Genomic DNA, 13,685 nt, shown 5'->3' on the forward strand with positions numbered 1-13,685 from the left:
AATTAAATTTATTATACATTTAATTTTTTTTAAAATGATTCGTTTGTAGCGTGCCCAGCGCCTCACCCATCTGTACCGCTTGACCATGCTGCAACGTGGGCAACCATACGGTATGCGCTGACGCAGGCAATAGCACAATCGCAGTCGAGCCCAAATAAAACCGTCCCAATTCTGCACCTTTTGACAAAACAAGGTCATGCGATTGGCGAATGATTTGATCACCACGGTGAAGTTTGCCCGTGGCAACGGTTTCGATACCTGCAACAATCATTGCACCGACCATGACCACACACGCTTGCCCAAACGCGGTATCAAATATACACACGCAGCGTTCATTGCGCGCAAACAAATCGGGTACATGATTGGCAGTCACATCATTGACCGAAAACAACTGCCCTGGTACATAAATCGTCTCAACCAGTCGCCCGTCAAACGGCATATGCACGCGATGATAGTTGGTCGGCGCAAGGTACACGGTGGCAAAGCTACCATCTTGCAACGCCTTACCCAGTGCATAATCCGCCACCAATTGTCCAACTTCATACTCACGCCCTTTGGCTTGCAGCAACTTGCCATCGTTGATCGTGCCAAGCTGTGAAATCACACCATCGGCAGGGCAAGCAATGGCATTAAGCGCATCAGCAATCGGGCGGCGGTCGGTTTTGAGCTCACGGGTAAAAAAGTCATTAAAACTTTGGTATTGGCGCAAGCTGCCACGCGCATAGTCATCCAATTCAATACCGTACGCACGCGCAAAGCCATGAATCAGTGCGGTTTTGACCAATGGCTGTTGGCTTGCCGCCAGTCTGCCTGCCAGTTCGCTAAGTTTTTGTTGCGGGACAAGGTGTTGTAAAGTGGTAAATAGGTTCATAGTGATTAGATTATAAAATAAGAATGACGGTTTGGCAGGTGTATAGCGATCGCATCATCGCATACAAACCGCATGGAATATTTGCCGTTTAGACTTATCTGGCATTATAATTCAAAGCGCAAACCAGCAAAACCGTAAATTTATTTTTATCTATCTTTAGCTCTGTAGGAAAGTCAAACCCATGAAAGCCGTCATCCAGCGCGTGCACCATGCTAAGGTTGAAGTTAATCAACAAACCGTTGGGCAAATTGAACACGGCGTGTTGGTCTATCTGGGGCTCGCTCATGGTGATACGCTTGCCGTCGGGCAAAAAATGGTCGATAAAATTCTCAATTATCGCCTATTTGCCAACGCACAAGACAAGCTTGACTATTCGCTACAAGATGTTGGCGGTGGTTTGCTGATCGTGTCGCAATTTACCTTACTTGCCGATACACGCTCAGGCAGACGTCCCGATTTTGGTGGTGCGATGTCGCCCGATGATGCGCGTGACTTATTTGCTCATATCGTTCGTTATGCTCACAGCCAATACGCCAACGTTGCAACGGGAGAGTTTGGCGCAGATATGCAAGTCACCAGCTGCAACGACGGCCCGATTAATTTTATTTTTGAACTTGTGGCTGAGCGTGTTTGATCTGACTTCATCAATGCCTTAAAAATCCCAGCAATTGACTTCCTCCCCTCCCTAAAGCGAGGGGATTCCTTCTACAAGACGGTTAAGCCCAACCGCAAGAATGTTCCGACTGGCATTAATATCTCTATCATGCCATGTGCCACACTTAGCACAAGTCCATTCTCTTATTCGCAAACCTGCTCTACCTTTCGGACTGTTGCTGTCGATTTGACCGCAACACGAGCAAGTTTGGGTAGTGTATTTCTCATTTACGATTTCAAAACGGCAACCTGCGTTCTCGCACTTGTAGGTCAGCTGTCGTTTGAGTTCAAACCAACCTGCATCGTAAACCGATTTGGCTAGTTTGCTTTTTTTGCTGTTAAATTGGGTGGTTTTAACGTCACCAACCACGATTAGCGCGTTATCTTTGACTAATCGGGCGGTGAATTTGTGGATGAGGTCTTGGCGTGTATTTTTGATTTTGGCATGGATTGCCTTAACACGCTGTTTGTTTTTGGCACGTTGGGCGATGGCTAATTTTTTAGCCCATGCTTGGGTCTGTTTGATTTGCAGTTTATCACCGTTTGAGGTGGTGGCACTGTCTTTAAGCCCTAAGTCAATACCGATACTACCTGCTCCGCATTGTGTTTTAGGGTATTCTTTGACGGTGATACACGCATACCATCGGTTACGGCTGTCTTGCACAATCTCGCAGGTGTTTATTTGATATAGGCTAAGATTGTAGCTGTCCCATAGGTCGATAATGAGTTTTTGTCCTTTGGCTAGGCTTAGTTGTAGTGTTGATTTTAAGCCCTTTTTGCCTGTTTGGTGGGTGGCAATGTGTTTGATGGCGGATTGTTTAAATGGTAGCCAACCGAGTGATTGACGTTTTGAGTTTGGGTTGTTGGTTCGCCATGATAGTTTAGCTTTTTTGCATTGGCGTCGCGATTTGGCATGGGTTTCGTTGATGGCTTGGATGGTCTGACTGTGTAAGCCAAGGAATTCGCCGCTACCTTTGGTATATTCGTTTAGGTCATAGGCTGAAAAGAATTTGCCTGTTTTTTGTAGGTACTTGTAACTCAAGTCATTGATGTAGTTCCATACGAAATTAACCGAACCGCTTAGGCGGTTAAGCTTCGTTATGTGTTTATCTCGTATGCGTAGCTTGAGTGTTTTCATGGGTTTATTTTAACATATTTAGTATCTTATCGTGTGTAAGCATAGCTACTTAAGTTGCCTTATATCCACCGCCTGAAGTCGGTGGTTTTACGGCAACAGAGGATAAACGCTGTCTTGCTGTTTTGTCAGCATTGTGTCACAATCATCAACTGTAATAGCGTGGTGTCATCTAGCTGTCATATTTTTGACCCAAGTTTGGCTATCATGCCTGTAACATCATCGTGTTTGTTCGCCATCAATCTTGTGTTAAATGTTAAGTCTAACTGCTTTAGACCCAAGAATTTACTATGAAAAATGAAACGATTTTGGTCGTTGAAGACGAACCTGCTATTCAAGAAATGATTGTCACCACGCTTGAGATGGCAGGGTTTGACTGCCTACAAGCCTCGGACGTGACACAGGCGCACCATTTAGTGGTTGACCACCGCCCAAATTTGATTTTGCTTGATTGGATGCTGCCCAATGGCTTATCAGGCATTGATCTGTGCCGACGGCTCAAAAAAGACGATATGCTCTCAGAGATCCCCATCATCATGCTAACCGCAAAAGGTGAAGAGGACAATAAGGTGCAAGGGTTGGATGCAGGCGCGGATGACTACATCACCAAGCCATTCTCAACGCGTGAGTTGGTATCGCGCATCAAGGCGGTATTGCGGCGTAGTAGTGCGTTGTCGGGCGACAAACCGATCGACATCGGCGGCTTAACCCTTGACCCCGTCAGTCAGCGCGTGAGTGCGCACAACAAACCAATTGAGATTGGCCCGACCGAATACCGTTTATTGGCGTTTTTTATGAGCCATCCTGAACGTGCCTACACACGCACGCAGCTACTTGACCAAGTTTGGGGCGGCAATGTGTATGTCGAAGACCGCACGATTGACGTACACATTCGCCGCTTGCGTAAAGTGCTTGAGCCGTTTGGCTTTGCCGATTATATCCAAACCGTGCGCGGTACGGGCTATCGGTTCTCTAGCCATATCAATTAAACACCAAAACCTCATCGCTGCCCTGCCCTATGGATGCGCGTAAAATTAATTTGTGGTCATCACTGTTGCCCTTGACACTCACCTGCTTGCTGGGCCTCGGGCTTGGTGCGTTGGTCAATAAGCCTGCATGGGGGCTTGGGCTGGGCGTATTGATATACCACGCGTATGTGCTGCACTCGCTGCAACGCTTTAAACAATGGGCACTGCACCACATTGATACACCGCCACCAGATTTTGACAGCAACCTCAATGTCATTGCCTACAGTCTGTATCAATCGACGCGACAAGAACGCCAAGCCCACCAACAAATGCTACAGCTGATGCAAAAAATCCGCGCATCGCTGAGCGCGTTGTCTGACGCGGTATTGTTGGTTGATCAAAGAGACTGTATCGAGTGGTGGAACCCATCGGCACAGCACCTGTTGGGCTTAAATGCGCCCGATCAAGGGCGGCATATCTTGACAGTCATCCGCCAACCTATGTTTCACCAATATTATCAAAACCCAAGCCACTACAGCGACGGCGTGCGCCTAAGCGGTTGGCAAAATCATGCACGCTTTATCCAGTGTGAAGTCACCCCGTTTGGACAAGAAAAGCTGCTGATTTTGTACGATGTCACGCGCTTGCAGCACCTTGAACAGATGCGCAAAGACTTTGTTGCCAACGTATCGCACGAACTGCGCACCCCCCTGACTGTCATCATGGGCTATGTCGAGACACTAAGCGAGCAGCCCGACTTTGATGAACGCTTGCAACGCGCGCTACTCCAGATGACCCAACAAAGCCAACGCATGAATAGCATCATCAATGATTTATTGCTGTTATCACGGCTTGAAAATGATGAAAAACCCAGCACACCGCGCCAAATCGATATGCCAAAGCTATTAATGCAGCTGTTTGATGACGCGCAGATGTACAACAAAACCTTTGACCATCTGATTCATCTACATTTAGATAGCCAACAGCAGCTGATGGGCTATGAGGATTATTTGCGTAGCGCGCTAAGCAATTTAATCACCAATGCCATCAAATACACACCCAAAGGTGGGGAAATCAATATTAGCTGGGAGAAGACCGAAAACGGCGCGCGTTTTTGCGTGCAAGATAACGGGATTGGTATTGCGCCGCAGCATATCGCACGGCTGACTGAGCGTTTTTATCGCGTTGATACGGGGCGTAGCCGCGAAACAGGCGGTACGGGATTAGGGCTTGCTATCGTTAAACACGTATTGTATCAACACAGCGCTGAGCTTGATATTGAATCTAACATTGGGCAAGGCTCGACGTTTAGCGTATTATTTCCTGAATCAATATTGGTCTAAATCAACGTCAATCTAAACCGACAAAATCAAAGTTAACTTCAGGCATTTGCCCCAAAATAATATCACGCAGCGCTTTAGCCGAACCGTTAGAATGTGTCCAACCTAGCGTGCCATGCCCTGTGTTTAGGTAAAGATTATCAATGCGTCCATGCCGATTGGTCGCACGCCCAATAATCGGCACATTAGAGGGTGTCATTGGGCGTAAGCCCGTCCAAAAATTTGCCTCGCGCGTATCAACCGCATCGCCAAACACCTCAACCACACGCCGTGTAAGCGCCTGACAGCGCACAGGATTCAGCGCGCGGTCAAAGCCGTTAAATTCTGCCGTACCTGCCACGCGCAACTGATCACCCAAACGCGAATAGACAAGTTTAAACTCATCATCAATCAAGCTAACATATGGCGCGCGTGCTGCGTCCAACACCTGATAGGTTGCTGAATAACCTTTGGCAGGATAAATCGGCAATTGTACGCCCAAGGGTCTTGCCAACAACGGGCTATAACTGCCCAACGCCAACACATACGCATCAGCGGTCAAACGTTTGGGCGCAGGTGTTGGGGTGTGGTTAGGCTTGGCGACTTCTTGCACCTCAATACCCTGCACGTGCTGCCCATTAGCGATAATATGCAAAATCTTGTGGTTAAACAAAAACTGTACGCCCATACGCGCGGCATCTTGCGCCAATGCTTGGCTAAAGCGGCGTGCATCGCCCGATTCATCAAGCGCGGTAAACGTTGCGCCCACCAGCCTGTCTTGCACAGCAGCCAACGCAGGCTCAAGCGCAATGGCTTCGGCAACATCAATCACACGGCGATCACAGCCTAGCTGCTGCATGCGCTCCGTGGGCGCAATCGCACTGGCAAATTCCGCTTGATCGGTGTAAAAATGCATGATACCACGGGTCAAGTGATGGTATTTTATCCCCGTGGCTGCGCGTACCTCACCAAGCACCTGCCGCGAATATAGCCCCAAACGTACCATTTGCACCAAATTGGCATCGGCGCGCGTGACGCTGCATTCACGCAAAAACTGCATACCCCACCGCCACAACGCTTGATCAACCGTATGTTCGCCATCCACGCCAAACAACCGCCGCCAACGAAACAGCAGTGGCGCGTCCTCTTGCCCCAACCATTTCAAAGCCTTGAGCGGCGTACTGGGATTTGCCCACGGTGTGGCGTGTGAAACCGAAATCTGCCCACCATTGGCAAAGCTGGTTTGCAGGGCAGCGGCGGACTCTTGCTCGACTACAGTCACGCCAAAGCCTGCCTGTGCCAGTTGCCACGCAGTCGTGACACCAACCACGCCTGCCCCCATGATGATGATATGTTTACTCACGTTGCTACTGACTAATCAGTTGGATAAAAACTATGAAACTGCCGTACGCCAACACGGGCATGCCGGCGGCTTTGAGCGCAGCATCAGTCAGCGGCACCCCTGCAGGCACAGGCGCAAGTGGCAATAGCAAATTACTAAAATCCATGCGTCCGCCCCATCAATGCAGCAAAAAGTGGCATCATGATATTTTCCACCAACAATGTGGTGATCTTACCAAATGCTCCACCGATGATAACCCCGATGGCTGAATTTATTACATTACCTTTGAGGGCAAATTCCTTAAACTCCGATAACAAACTCATTTTACTTCCCTTTTGATTTGCCCTAAAACCGCCAAGGCAGTTTGACTCAGCGGTTTTTTGCCGTTTCATTAACCGCCAAATCACTTACGATTGTGGCGTTTACGCTCATTTTCTGTCAGATAGCGTTTACGCAAACGCACAGATTTTGGCGTGACCTCAACCAGCTCATCATCCTCAATAAATTCCAATGCCTGCTCAAGGGTGAAGCGAATCGGCGGCGTTAAAATAATATTTTCATCACTACCCGACGCGCGGATGTTAGTCAGCTGCTTGGCTTTGGTCGGATTCACAACCATGTCATCACCACGCGAATTGATACCAACAATCATGCCTTCATAGACTTCAAGCCCTGGCTCGGCAAACAGCTTACCGCGCTCTTGTAAGTTAAACAACGCATACGCCAAGCACGTGCCACTGGTCATTGAAATCAGCACACCGTTATTACGCGCGCCGACATCGCCAACTTTTTGCTCACCATAATGTGAAAAACTTGAGGTCAAAATACCTGTGCCCGATGTCATGGTCATAAACTCAGAGCGAAAGCCAATCAAACCACGCGACGGCATGGTAGCTTCGATACGAATACGTCCTTTACCATCAAGCTCCATGTTGGTCATCTCGCCTTTGCGCAAACCAACTTGCTCCATGACCGCGCCTTGGTGCTGCTCCTCAACGTCAAAAATCACGTTCTCATACGGCTCTTGCAGTTCGCCATCGACTTCACGCACAATAACCTCTGGACGTGATACGCCAAGCTCATAACCTTCGCGGCGCATATTTTCAATCAAGACCGATAAATGCAACTCACCACGACCTGATACCTTAAATTTATCGGGGCTATCCGTATCCTCAACACGCAAGGCAACGTTGTGGATTAACTCACGCTCAAGACGCTCACGGATATTGCGCGAGGTAACAAATTTACCCTCACGCCCAGCAAATGGTGAATCATTGACCTGAAATGTCATCGACACGGTCGGTTCATCCACGCTAAGCGCAGGCAAAGCCTCTACATGTTGGGGATCACACAACGTGTCAGAAATATTAAGCGCGTCAATACCTGTGATACATACGATATCACCTGCTTGTGCCATCGGCACCTCGACGCGCTCTAGCCCATGATAACCCATGATTTGCAAAATGCGTCCGTTGCGGCGGTTACCGTCTTTATTAACCACAACTACAGGGGTATTGGTTTTTACCGAACCGCGCTGAATACGTCCAATCCCGATCACACCAACAAAGCTGTTGTAATCAAGGCTTGAAATCTGCATCTGAAACGGACCATCGACATCCACTTGCGGTGCTTCGACCACATTGACGATGGTCTCAAACAAGGGTGTCATATCTTCGGCAAGAGCATCGGGGGCAGGTCCTGCAATACCATTTAGCCCTGAGGCATAAACCACAGGAAAATCAAGCTGCTCATCGCTTGCGCCTAGATTATCAAACAAATCAAAAACTTGATCCATAACCCAATCGGGACGCGCACCTGGACGATCCACTTTATTGATAATGACAATCGGTTTTAGCCCACGCGCAAATGCTTTTTGGGTCACAAAGCGTGTTTGTGGCATTGGACCATCAACGGCATCAACCAGCAATAGCACACAATCGACCATCGACATCACGCGCTCTACTTCGCCACCAAAGTCCGCGTGTCCTGGGGTATCGACGATATTAATGCGATATTCGGTATTGTCTTTTGGATTGGTCCATTTAATGGCGGTGTTTTTGGCCAAAATAGTGATGCCACGCTCTTGCTCGAGCGCGTTAGAATCCATCACGCGCTCAATCTCGCCGGCGCGTTCGCCAAATGTACCTGACTGCTGCAACAATTTATCAACCAAAGTTGTCTTACCATGGTCAACGTGGGCAATAATAGCAATATTACGTAAATTTTGAATCGAGTTAGACATAAAACTTCACTTGTGTGAGAAAAATCTTGCGATGTGTAGTATAACATCTTATAGCCCTTAAAATCTGCTATACCACCCAGCGTTATTAAATTTAACAACAAAAAAAGCCGCCAATTGGCAGCTTTTTTATAGTATTGTGTACGACAATTATGGTTGTACATTCATACCTTGAGTTTGGTTTACGGTGTTGGTTTTGTCGCCAGAGATCTTAGCATAAACACGGCGGTTCATTGCACGACCTTCTGGTGTACTGTTATCAGCGATCGGACGGCTGAAGCCGTAACCTACAGTGCTGATACGGTTTGGTGCGATACCAAATTGGTTTACCAACATACCTTTAACTGCGTTCGCACGCGCTTCTGACAAGCGTTGGTTGTAAGTTGCGCTACTACGTTTGCCGATACGTGAAGCGTGACCTTCGATTGACGCGGTCGCGTTTGGATATTCGTTCATCTTCTCAGCCACACGCTGGATTTCTGGACGATATTGTTCTTTGATGTTTGACTTGTCATTATCAAAGAATACGCGTAGCTCCATTTGTAGCTCTTCTTTCACGTCTACTTTAACTGGGCAACCATTGGCATCAACCACTGTGTTAAGCGGAGTATTTGGACACAAATCGATGCTGTTTGGTACGCCGTCTTGGTCATCATCACCATCTGTTTGAACAGCAACCACTTCAGTCGGCTGAACAGGAACAATTTGAGGCTCAACAATCTCGGTAGCTGGCGCTAAGTGACCGCCAAGCACGACATTCAAACCTGCCAACGCCATGCCTTCCCACCAATTGTTATCAAAATTATGGATAGCACGGGCTTCACCACGAAGGCTCATGGCATCATTGATTCGCCAGTTAGCACCGATACCTAGGTTACCGATAGTATCTGTCGATTGGGCGACTTCAGAGCCTGATTTAATCAAATATTGACCACCACCCGGTACGCCTTTTTGTTTGATACCATCAGGCGCAGTGACTACATATGCCTCACGGTTTTTGATAGAAATATTAGATTGACCAGCACCAATCAAAATGTATGGTTTGAAGTTACTATTGGTATAACCACTGAATGTTTCTGTACCAATCAAGAAATTACCAGAAGTCATTTTTTGCTTGGCATCAAAACGGTTAACCCCAGCTTTAGCCGATTTTTCGCTGGCTTCAGCATTGACACTGGTTTCACCGTATTCTACTTCAAGTGCGATAGTTGGTGTCAATTCGATACCAATTGCAGCACCGGTATACAAACCGTCTTCTAGTGCAACACCGCCATTTGGTGCGCCATTTCTACCACCAATCGGATTACCATCTTTATTTCTGTAAAGATTTTTACCTGTTCTGAAAAGATCACGCTGCTTATCAGCAGTATCTTCGATACTTTCACTCCAGTGATAACCCAAAATAACTGGGGTTACCGTAACACCAGCATTGGCAACTGCTGGTAGGGTAGCTGCAGCAATGACAGCTAGCGCGATTTTATTGAGTTTCATGGATTGCCTCCAAAAAAGTTGCGTTTAAGTTTACAATGATTTAAACGTACGACGTTAGCCAATGATATTAAGTGTACCACCAAACATGATTTTAAATCTAACTTCTTAAATAGTATACTTAACTTGTGTTGTTCGAATACAAAATAAGCCAATTCTATTTAGAGACAGATTCAATTTTTAAATTTGATAGCGCAAAAAATCACTTATTCATTGCTGATGTTGTGCATAGCTTAACGCTATCTGTTAGCCTTGACAACTACTTTTTTTACATTGCTACACAATATTACACGATTCTCACAATGTGTTATGCCACAGGCTAATATGGTTGCTTAATTGCTCAACATAATTAGACTGTTATTAAGATTTTGATTGCTTGACGAAGCCTATCATTTTGGCTACATTAATTAAGCTGTTATCGACGATACCTGATCTTTCAATAATAATAACTCATAACTTCAGGCAGTTAAGCATGAAAAATACGCAGCTTACGTCAGGTTTTACACTCATTGAATTGTTGGTTACCGTAGCCATCATCGCGATTATAGCCAGTCTTGCTACACCTGCTTTGTTACAAAATTTGCGTGCTTTAGAAGCCAAAACCATTGAGTCTGCTTTGCACGATTGGTTAAAGGCGGCACGTGCCGACGCTATGATCTATCAGCGTAATGTTATCTTGTGCGTAGCGGATGATAGCTTACATTGTGTGAGCAAAAATGGCACCCATCTTATCAGTTTTATTGACCATAATAACGACAATCAATTTAGCCGCACAGATGATACGCTGCTCCAACAGCATGATTTAACTTTACGTTTTGGCTATTTATATAGCAGTTTGGCAGCAAATCGGGCATATATTAAACTTGCCACTCAAACTGGCAGACCAGTTGGTTATATGGGCAGTTTTAATTATTGCAATCATGACGGCGATTTATCACGGCGTTTTAAGGTTAGCTTTAACATGATGGGCTTAGCCAAGACCAAACCCGATCATGTCGAAGCAGCCAAATGCTCGTGAAAATTCCTGACTTAAATTGGCGCAGTAAATGCTTGGCGCATGGCTTGTATCGCTTTGCTTAACCCCATAAATACACTGTCTGCGATGATGGCGTGCCCAATATTGAGTTCATGAATACCGTCAATTTGGGCGATCGGTGCAACGTTATCACGGGTCAAACCATGCCCTGCATTGACCAATAGACTGGGGCTTTTTTGCTTGGCATGACGCACGGCGGCTTGGATACGGTTCAGCTCTTGCATGGTTTGTGCGCTATCTTGTGTCAGATACGCCTCGGCGTAACGTCCTGTGTGTAGTTCGATCGCATCGGTGCCAAGCGCGATACTGGTATCAATTTGGGTAAAATCGGGGTCGATAAATAACGAAACCAAAATACCTGCGTCATGTAGTTGGGCAATGGCTGTTTTAAGCTTATCTTGATAAGCGATAACATCAAGCCCGCCTTCAGTGGTCAGTTCTTGGCGTTTTTCGGGCACGATACACCCCCAAGCTGGGCGCACGTCACAGGCAATGGCCAGCATTTCATCGGTCAGCGCCATCTCCAAATTCATGCGCGTGGTCATCACTTGGGCAAGGCGGTACACGTCGGCATCTTGAATGTGGCGACGGTCTTCACGCAAATGCAGGGTAATGCCGTCCGCGCCTGCTTGTTCACAAACCAACGCCCCTGCCACAGGGTCAGGGTAATCCACGCCTCGCGCTTGGCGCAAGGTGGCGATGTGATCGATATTCACGCCCAAGAGCGGCAAATTTTTCATGATAAAAATCCATCTAGCGGTTTAATGTTGGCTGAGCCGTTGTAGGCTGCGCCACAGCTCGCGACTTTGTAGCGGCTGATAGCCAAGTAAGTGATCAATGACAGCGCGGTGTATATGCCCAATCTTGCTGAGTAATTGCGCACTAGTAGGCGCCTCTGCTCGATAGGCTTGTTCAAATTTGGCGCTGTCAGTTAGCCAATCTTGCCATACGGCTAAGTCCTTGCCCGTTATAGCGGACGGCTGATTTTCGTCTAACGTAGGTACAAAACCGTGTTGCAAGCGGTAGCGATAACACACAGTGGGATCAAGCGCGTCACCATCGGCAGTATGGCAAAAGTCCATGCCATAACCTAAGTCGTTTAATACTTGTGTTTCAAACCAACGCAGTTGCCATTTTAGCCTTATTGTGTCCGCACCGTTGGTTTGCCAAGTGCCAAGCATGGTTAAACTATCGGCATAGGCTTGCCAAATCATGGGTATGGGCTCTTCAATCGGCAACAGCTTTGCCAGCAGTTCGTTCAGATACATGCCAACATACAATGCCTGCCCCATCAAGGGTTGTACGGTGGCAAGGGCTTGACTTTGGCTGAAGGTTTTTAGATGACTTTTACCGTTGGCAAACACTTGTAACGGCACGAATAGCGGCAAATTTTTTTTGCCTATACCATGCACTATGCCGAACTCTGCGCTAAACAACGTCAGCAAACCGCGGTTTTCTTGATATGGTTTTTGGTGCAGTACATAGCCTGTTAGGGGTTGTTGGCGCATGGCATTTTAAATGTGACTGGCTATGAGTACAAGACTTAACAAAAATTAGTAACCTAAGCTGGTCAAGGCACGCTCATCATCAGACCAACCTTTTTTGACTTTTACCCACAAGGTGAGCATGATTTTTTTACCAAACGTGCGTTCCATGTCTTGCCGCGCCTCAACACCGATTTGCTTAATTTTTTCACCCTTATCACCGATGATAATGGCTTTTTGCCCTTGGCGTTCGACAAAAATCGTCGCATCAATAAACGTTATCGCTTGACGCTGCTTGCCTGTTTTGGGGTCGGTGTGAGCAGGTTCGTCTTTGAAGGTGTCGATTTGCACGGTCAAGTCGTACGGGATTTCATCGCCTGCGCTGCGCATGATTTTTTCGCGAATCATCTCACTGGCTAAAAAGCGTTCTGAGCGGTCGGTGACTTGTTCGGCAGAAAAAATCGGTTCGCCTTCAGGCAAATGACTGGCAATCACCTCAAGCAAATGATCCAAATTTTGCCCACGCAACGCTGAGATCGGTACAATATCACTAAATACACCACTGGCATGCAGCTTGTCCATCAGTGGTAGCAAGGTAGTCTTATTCTTGATGGTATCAGCTTTATTGATCACCGCAACGACAGGCATGGGCAGATCTTGCAATTTTGACAGCACCAGCGCGTCATCTTCTACCCATTTAAGCGCGTCAATGACAAACAGCACAACATCAACATCTACCAGTGCCGAAGTCGCTGCCTTGTTCATGCGCTCGTTGATCGCGCGCACGGCATGGCTATGAATACCAGGGGTATCGACAAACAATGCTTGCATACGCGCATCGGTATAAATACCCATGATACGATGTCGCGTGGTCTGCGGCTTGCGTGAGGTAATGGATAATTTTTGCCCAAGTAGATGGTTCATCAACGTTGATTTGCCGACGTTAGGTCGTCCCACAATCGCGACATACCCTGCGCGAAAATTATCCGCACGTACACTTGTATCACCGCCCGAAAAAAATGCACTGATTAAAGCGTCATTGTCGGTTTGGCGTTCGGTCTCGTTTTCGTTGAAAGCTTGTTGCGCGTCGGTCATGGTATTGGCAGTCATTCAGATCAGTTAAATTTTAAGATAAAGGGCAAAAATTTA

The 13,685-nt window shown here is 47.0% G+C and carries 12 protein-coding genes and 1 pseudogene; 4 read left to right on the top strand and 9 right to left on the bottom strand.

All coding sequences use genetic code 11. The annotated features are described in order from the left end of the window. Nucleotides 1–19 precede the first annotated feature (19 nt). Complete coding sequence (gene asd, locus MA2_RS03560) at nucleotides 20–871, bottom strand: archaetidylserine decarboxylase (RefSeq protein ID WP_067056655.1); 852 nt, start codon at nucleotides 869–871, stop codon at nucleotides 20–22. Between the two features lie 181 nt (nucleotides 872–1,052). Here asd and dtd point away from each other — a divergent pair, with 181 nt between their 5' ends. Then, complete coding sequence (gene dtd, locus MA2_RS03565) at nucleotides 1,053–1,505, top strand: D-aminoacyl-tRNA deacylase (RefSeq protein WP_067056658.1); 453 nt, start codon at nucleotides 1,053–1,055, stop codon at nucleotides 1,503–1,505. 51 nt (nucleotides 1,506–1,556) lie between these two features. Here dtd and MA2_RS03570 read toward each other — a convergent pair whose 3' ends face one another. Next, nucleotides 1,557–2,663: an RNA-guided endonuclease InsQ/TnpB family protein gene (locus MA2_RS03570; RefSeq protein ID WP_067056661.1), complete on the bottom strand. Its 1,107-nt coding sequence runs from the start codon at nucleotides 2,661–2,663 to the stop codon at nucleotides 1,557–1,559. Between the two features lie 287 nt (nucleotides 2,664–2,950). Between MA2_RS03570 and phoB the strand changes: the two genes are divergently transcribed. Together phoB and phoR are read left to right on the top strand one after the other, a co-directional pair. Further along, nucleotides 2,951–3,649, top strand: coding sequence for a phosphate regulon transcriptional regulator PhoB (gene phoB, locus MA2_RS03575; protein ID WP_067056664.1), 699 nt, complete (start codon nucleotides 2,951–2,953; stop codon nucleotides 3,647–3,649). A gap of 29 nt (nucleotides 3,650–3,678) precedes the next feature. After that, on the top strand, nucleotides 3,679–4,971 hold the full coding sequence (gene phoR, locus MA2_RS03580) for a phosphate regulon sensor histidine kinase PhoR (protein WP_067056667.1): 1,293 nt from the start codon (nucleotides 3,679–3,681) through the stop codon (nucleotides 4,969–4,971). A 7-nt stretch (nucleotides 4,972–4,978) separates the two neighbouring features. On the opposite strand, the gene MA2_RS03585 is transcribed toward phoR, so the two are convergent. The 4 genes and pseudogenes from MA2_RS03585 to MA2_RS03600 form a co-directional block, all read right to left on the bottom strand. Further along, nucleotides 4,979–6,310: a D-amino acid dehydrogenase gene (locus tag MA2_RS03585; RefSeq protein WP_245945353.1), complete on the bottom strand. Its 1,332-nt coding sequence runs from the start codon at nucleotides 6,308–6,310 to the stop codon at nucleotides 4,979–4,981. Nucleotides 6,311–6,332: 22 nt separating this feature from the next. Continuing rightward, nucleotides 6,333–6,612, bottom strand: a pseudogene (locus MA2_RS11540) (MscL family protein); the annotation flags it as partial. An 80-nt stretch (nucleotides 6,613–6,692) separates the two neighbouring features. Next, nucleotides 6,693–8,531: a translational GTPase TypA gene (gene typA, locus MA2_RS03595; protein WP_067056671.1), complete on the bottom strand. Its 1,839-nt coding sequence runs from the start codon at nucleotides 8,529–8,531 to the stop codon at nucleotides 6,693–6,695. A gap of 147 nt (nucleotides 8,532–8,678) precedes the next feature. Next, nucleotides 8,679–10,019, bottom strand: coding sequence for an OmpA family protein (locus tag MA2_RS03600; protein ID WP_067056674.1), 1,341 nt, complete (start codon nucleotides 10,017–10,019; stop codon nucleotides 8,679–8,681). A 469-nt stretch (nucleotides 10,020–10,488) separates the two neighbouring features. On the opposite strand from MA2_RS03600, the gene MA2_RS03610 reads away from it, so the two are divergent. Beyond that, nucleotides 10,489–11,034: a pilus assembly FimT family protein gene (locus MA2_RS03610; protein WP_067056679.1), complete on the top strand. Its 546-nt coding sequence runs from the start codon at nucleotides 10,489–10,491 to the stop codon at nucleotides 11,032–11,034. Nucleotides 11,035–11,045: 11 nt separating this feature from the next. Here the strand turns inward: MA2_RS03610 and pdxJ are convergent, their stop codons facing one another. From pdxJ to era, 3 genes are read right to left on the bottom strand one after another with little or no spacing between them, the layout of a single operon-like run. After that, nucleotides 11,046–11,792, bottom strand: a complete 747-nt coding sequence (gene pdxJ / locus MA2_RS11100; protein WP_067056682.1) for a pyridoxine 5'-phosphate synthase — start codon at nucleotides 11,790–11,792, stop codon at nucleotides 11,046–11,048. Nucleotides 11,793–11,813: 21 nt separating this feature from the next. Continuing rightward, nucleotides 11,814–12,560, bottom strand: coding sequence for a DNA repair protein RecO (gene recO, locus MA2_RS11105; protein WP_067056685.1), 747 nt, complete (start codon nucleotides 12,558–12,560; stop codon nucleotides 11,814–11,816). Nucleotides 12,561–12,605: 45 nt separating this feature from the next. Continuing rightward, on the bottom strand, nucleotides 12,606–13,646 hold the full coding sequence (gene era, locus MA2_RS03625; RefSeq protein WP_245945354.1) for a GTPase Era: 1,041 nt from the start codon (nucleotides 13,644–13,646) through the stop codon (nucleotides 12,606–12,608). Nucleotides 13,647–13,685 lie beyond the last annotated feature (39 nt).

This window comes from Moraxella atlantae NBRC 14588 (assembly GCF_001591265.1).
In the GTDB taxonomy this organism is placed as follows: Bacteria; Pseudomonadota; Gammaproteobacteria; order Pseudomonadales; family Moraxellaceae; genus Faucicola; species Faucicola atlantae.

Excerpts from the sequence above, each read along its gene's own strand:
- MA2_RS03600 (WP_067056674.1), bottom strand. The coding sequence starts at position 10,019 with ATGAAACTCAATAAAATCGCGCTAGCTGTCATTGCTGCAGCTACCCTA.
- era (WP_245945354.1), bottom strand. The coding sequence starts at position 13,646 with ATGACTGCCAATACCATGACCGACGCGCAACAAGCTTTCAACGAAAAC.
- phoB (WP_067056664.1), top strand. The coding sequence starts at position 2,951 with ATGAAAAATGAAACGATTTTGGTCGTTGAAGACGAACCTGCTATTCAA.
- phoR (WP_067056667.1), top strand. The coding sequence starts at position 3,679 with ATGGATGCGCGTAAAATTAATTTGTGGTCATCACTGTTGCCCTTGACA.
- pdxJ (WP_067056682.1), bottom strand. The coding sequence starts at position 11,792 with ATGAAAAATTTGCCGCTCTTGGGCGTGAATATCGATCACATCGCCACC.
- recO (WP_067056685.1), bottom strand. The coding sequence starts at position 12,560 with ATGCGCCAACAACCCCTAACAGGCTATGTACTGCACCAAAAACCATAT.
- typA (WP_067056671.1), bottom strand. The coding sequence starts at position 8,531 with ATGTCTAACTCGATTCAAAATTTACGTAATATTGCTATTATTGCCCAC.
- MA2_RS03610 (WP_067056679.1), top strand. The coding sequence starts at position 10,489 with ATGAAAAATACGCAGCTTACGTCAGGTTTTACACTCATTGAATTGTTG.
- MA2_RS03570 (WP_067056661.1), bottom strand. The coding sequence starts at position 2,663 with ATGAAAACACTCAAGCTACGCATACGAGATAAACACATAACGAAGCTT.
- dtd (WP_067056658.1), top strand. The coding sequence starts at position 1,053 with ATGAAAGCCGTCATCCAGCGCGTGCACCATGCTAAGGTTGAAGTTAAT.
- asd (WP_067056655.1), bottom strand. The coding sequence starts at position 871 with ATGAACCTATTTACCACTTTACAACACCTTGTCCCGCAACAAAAACTT.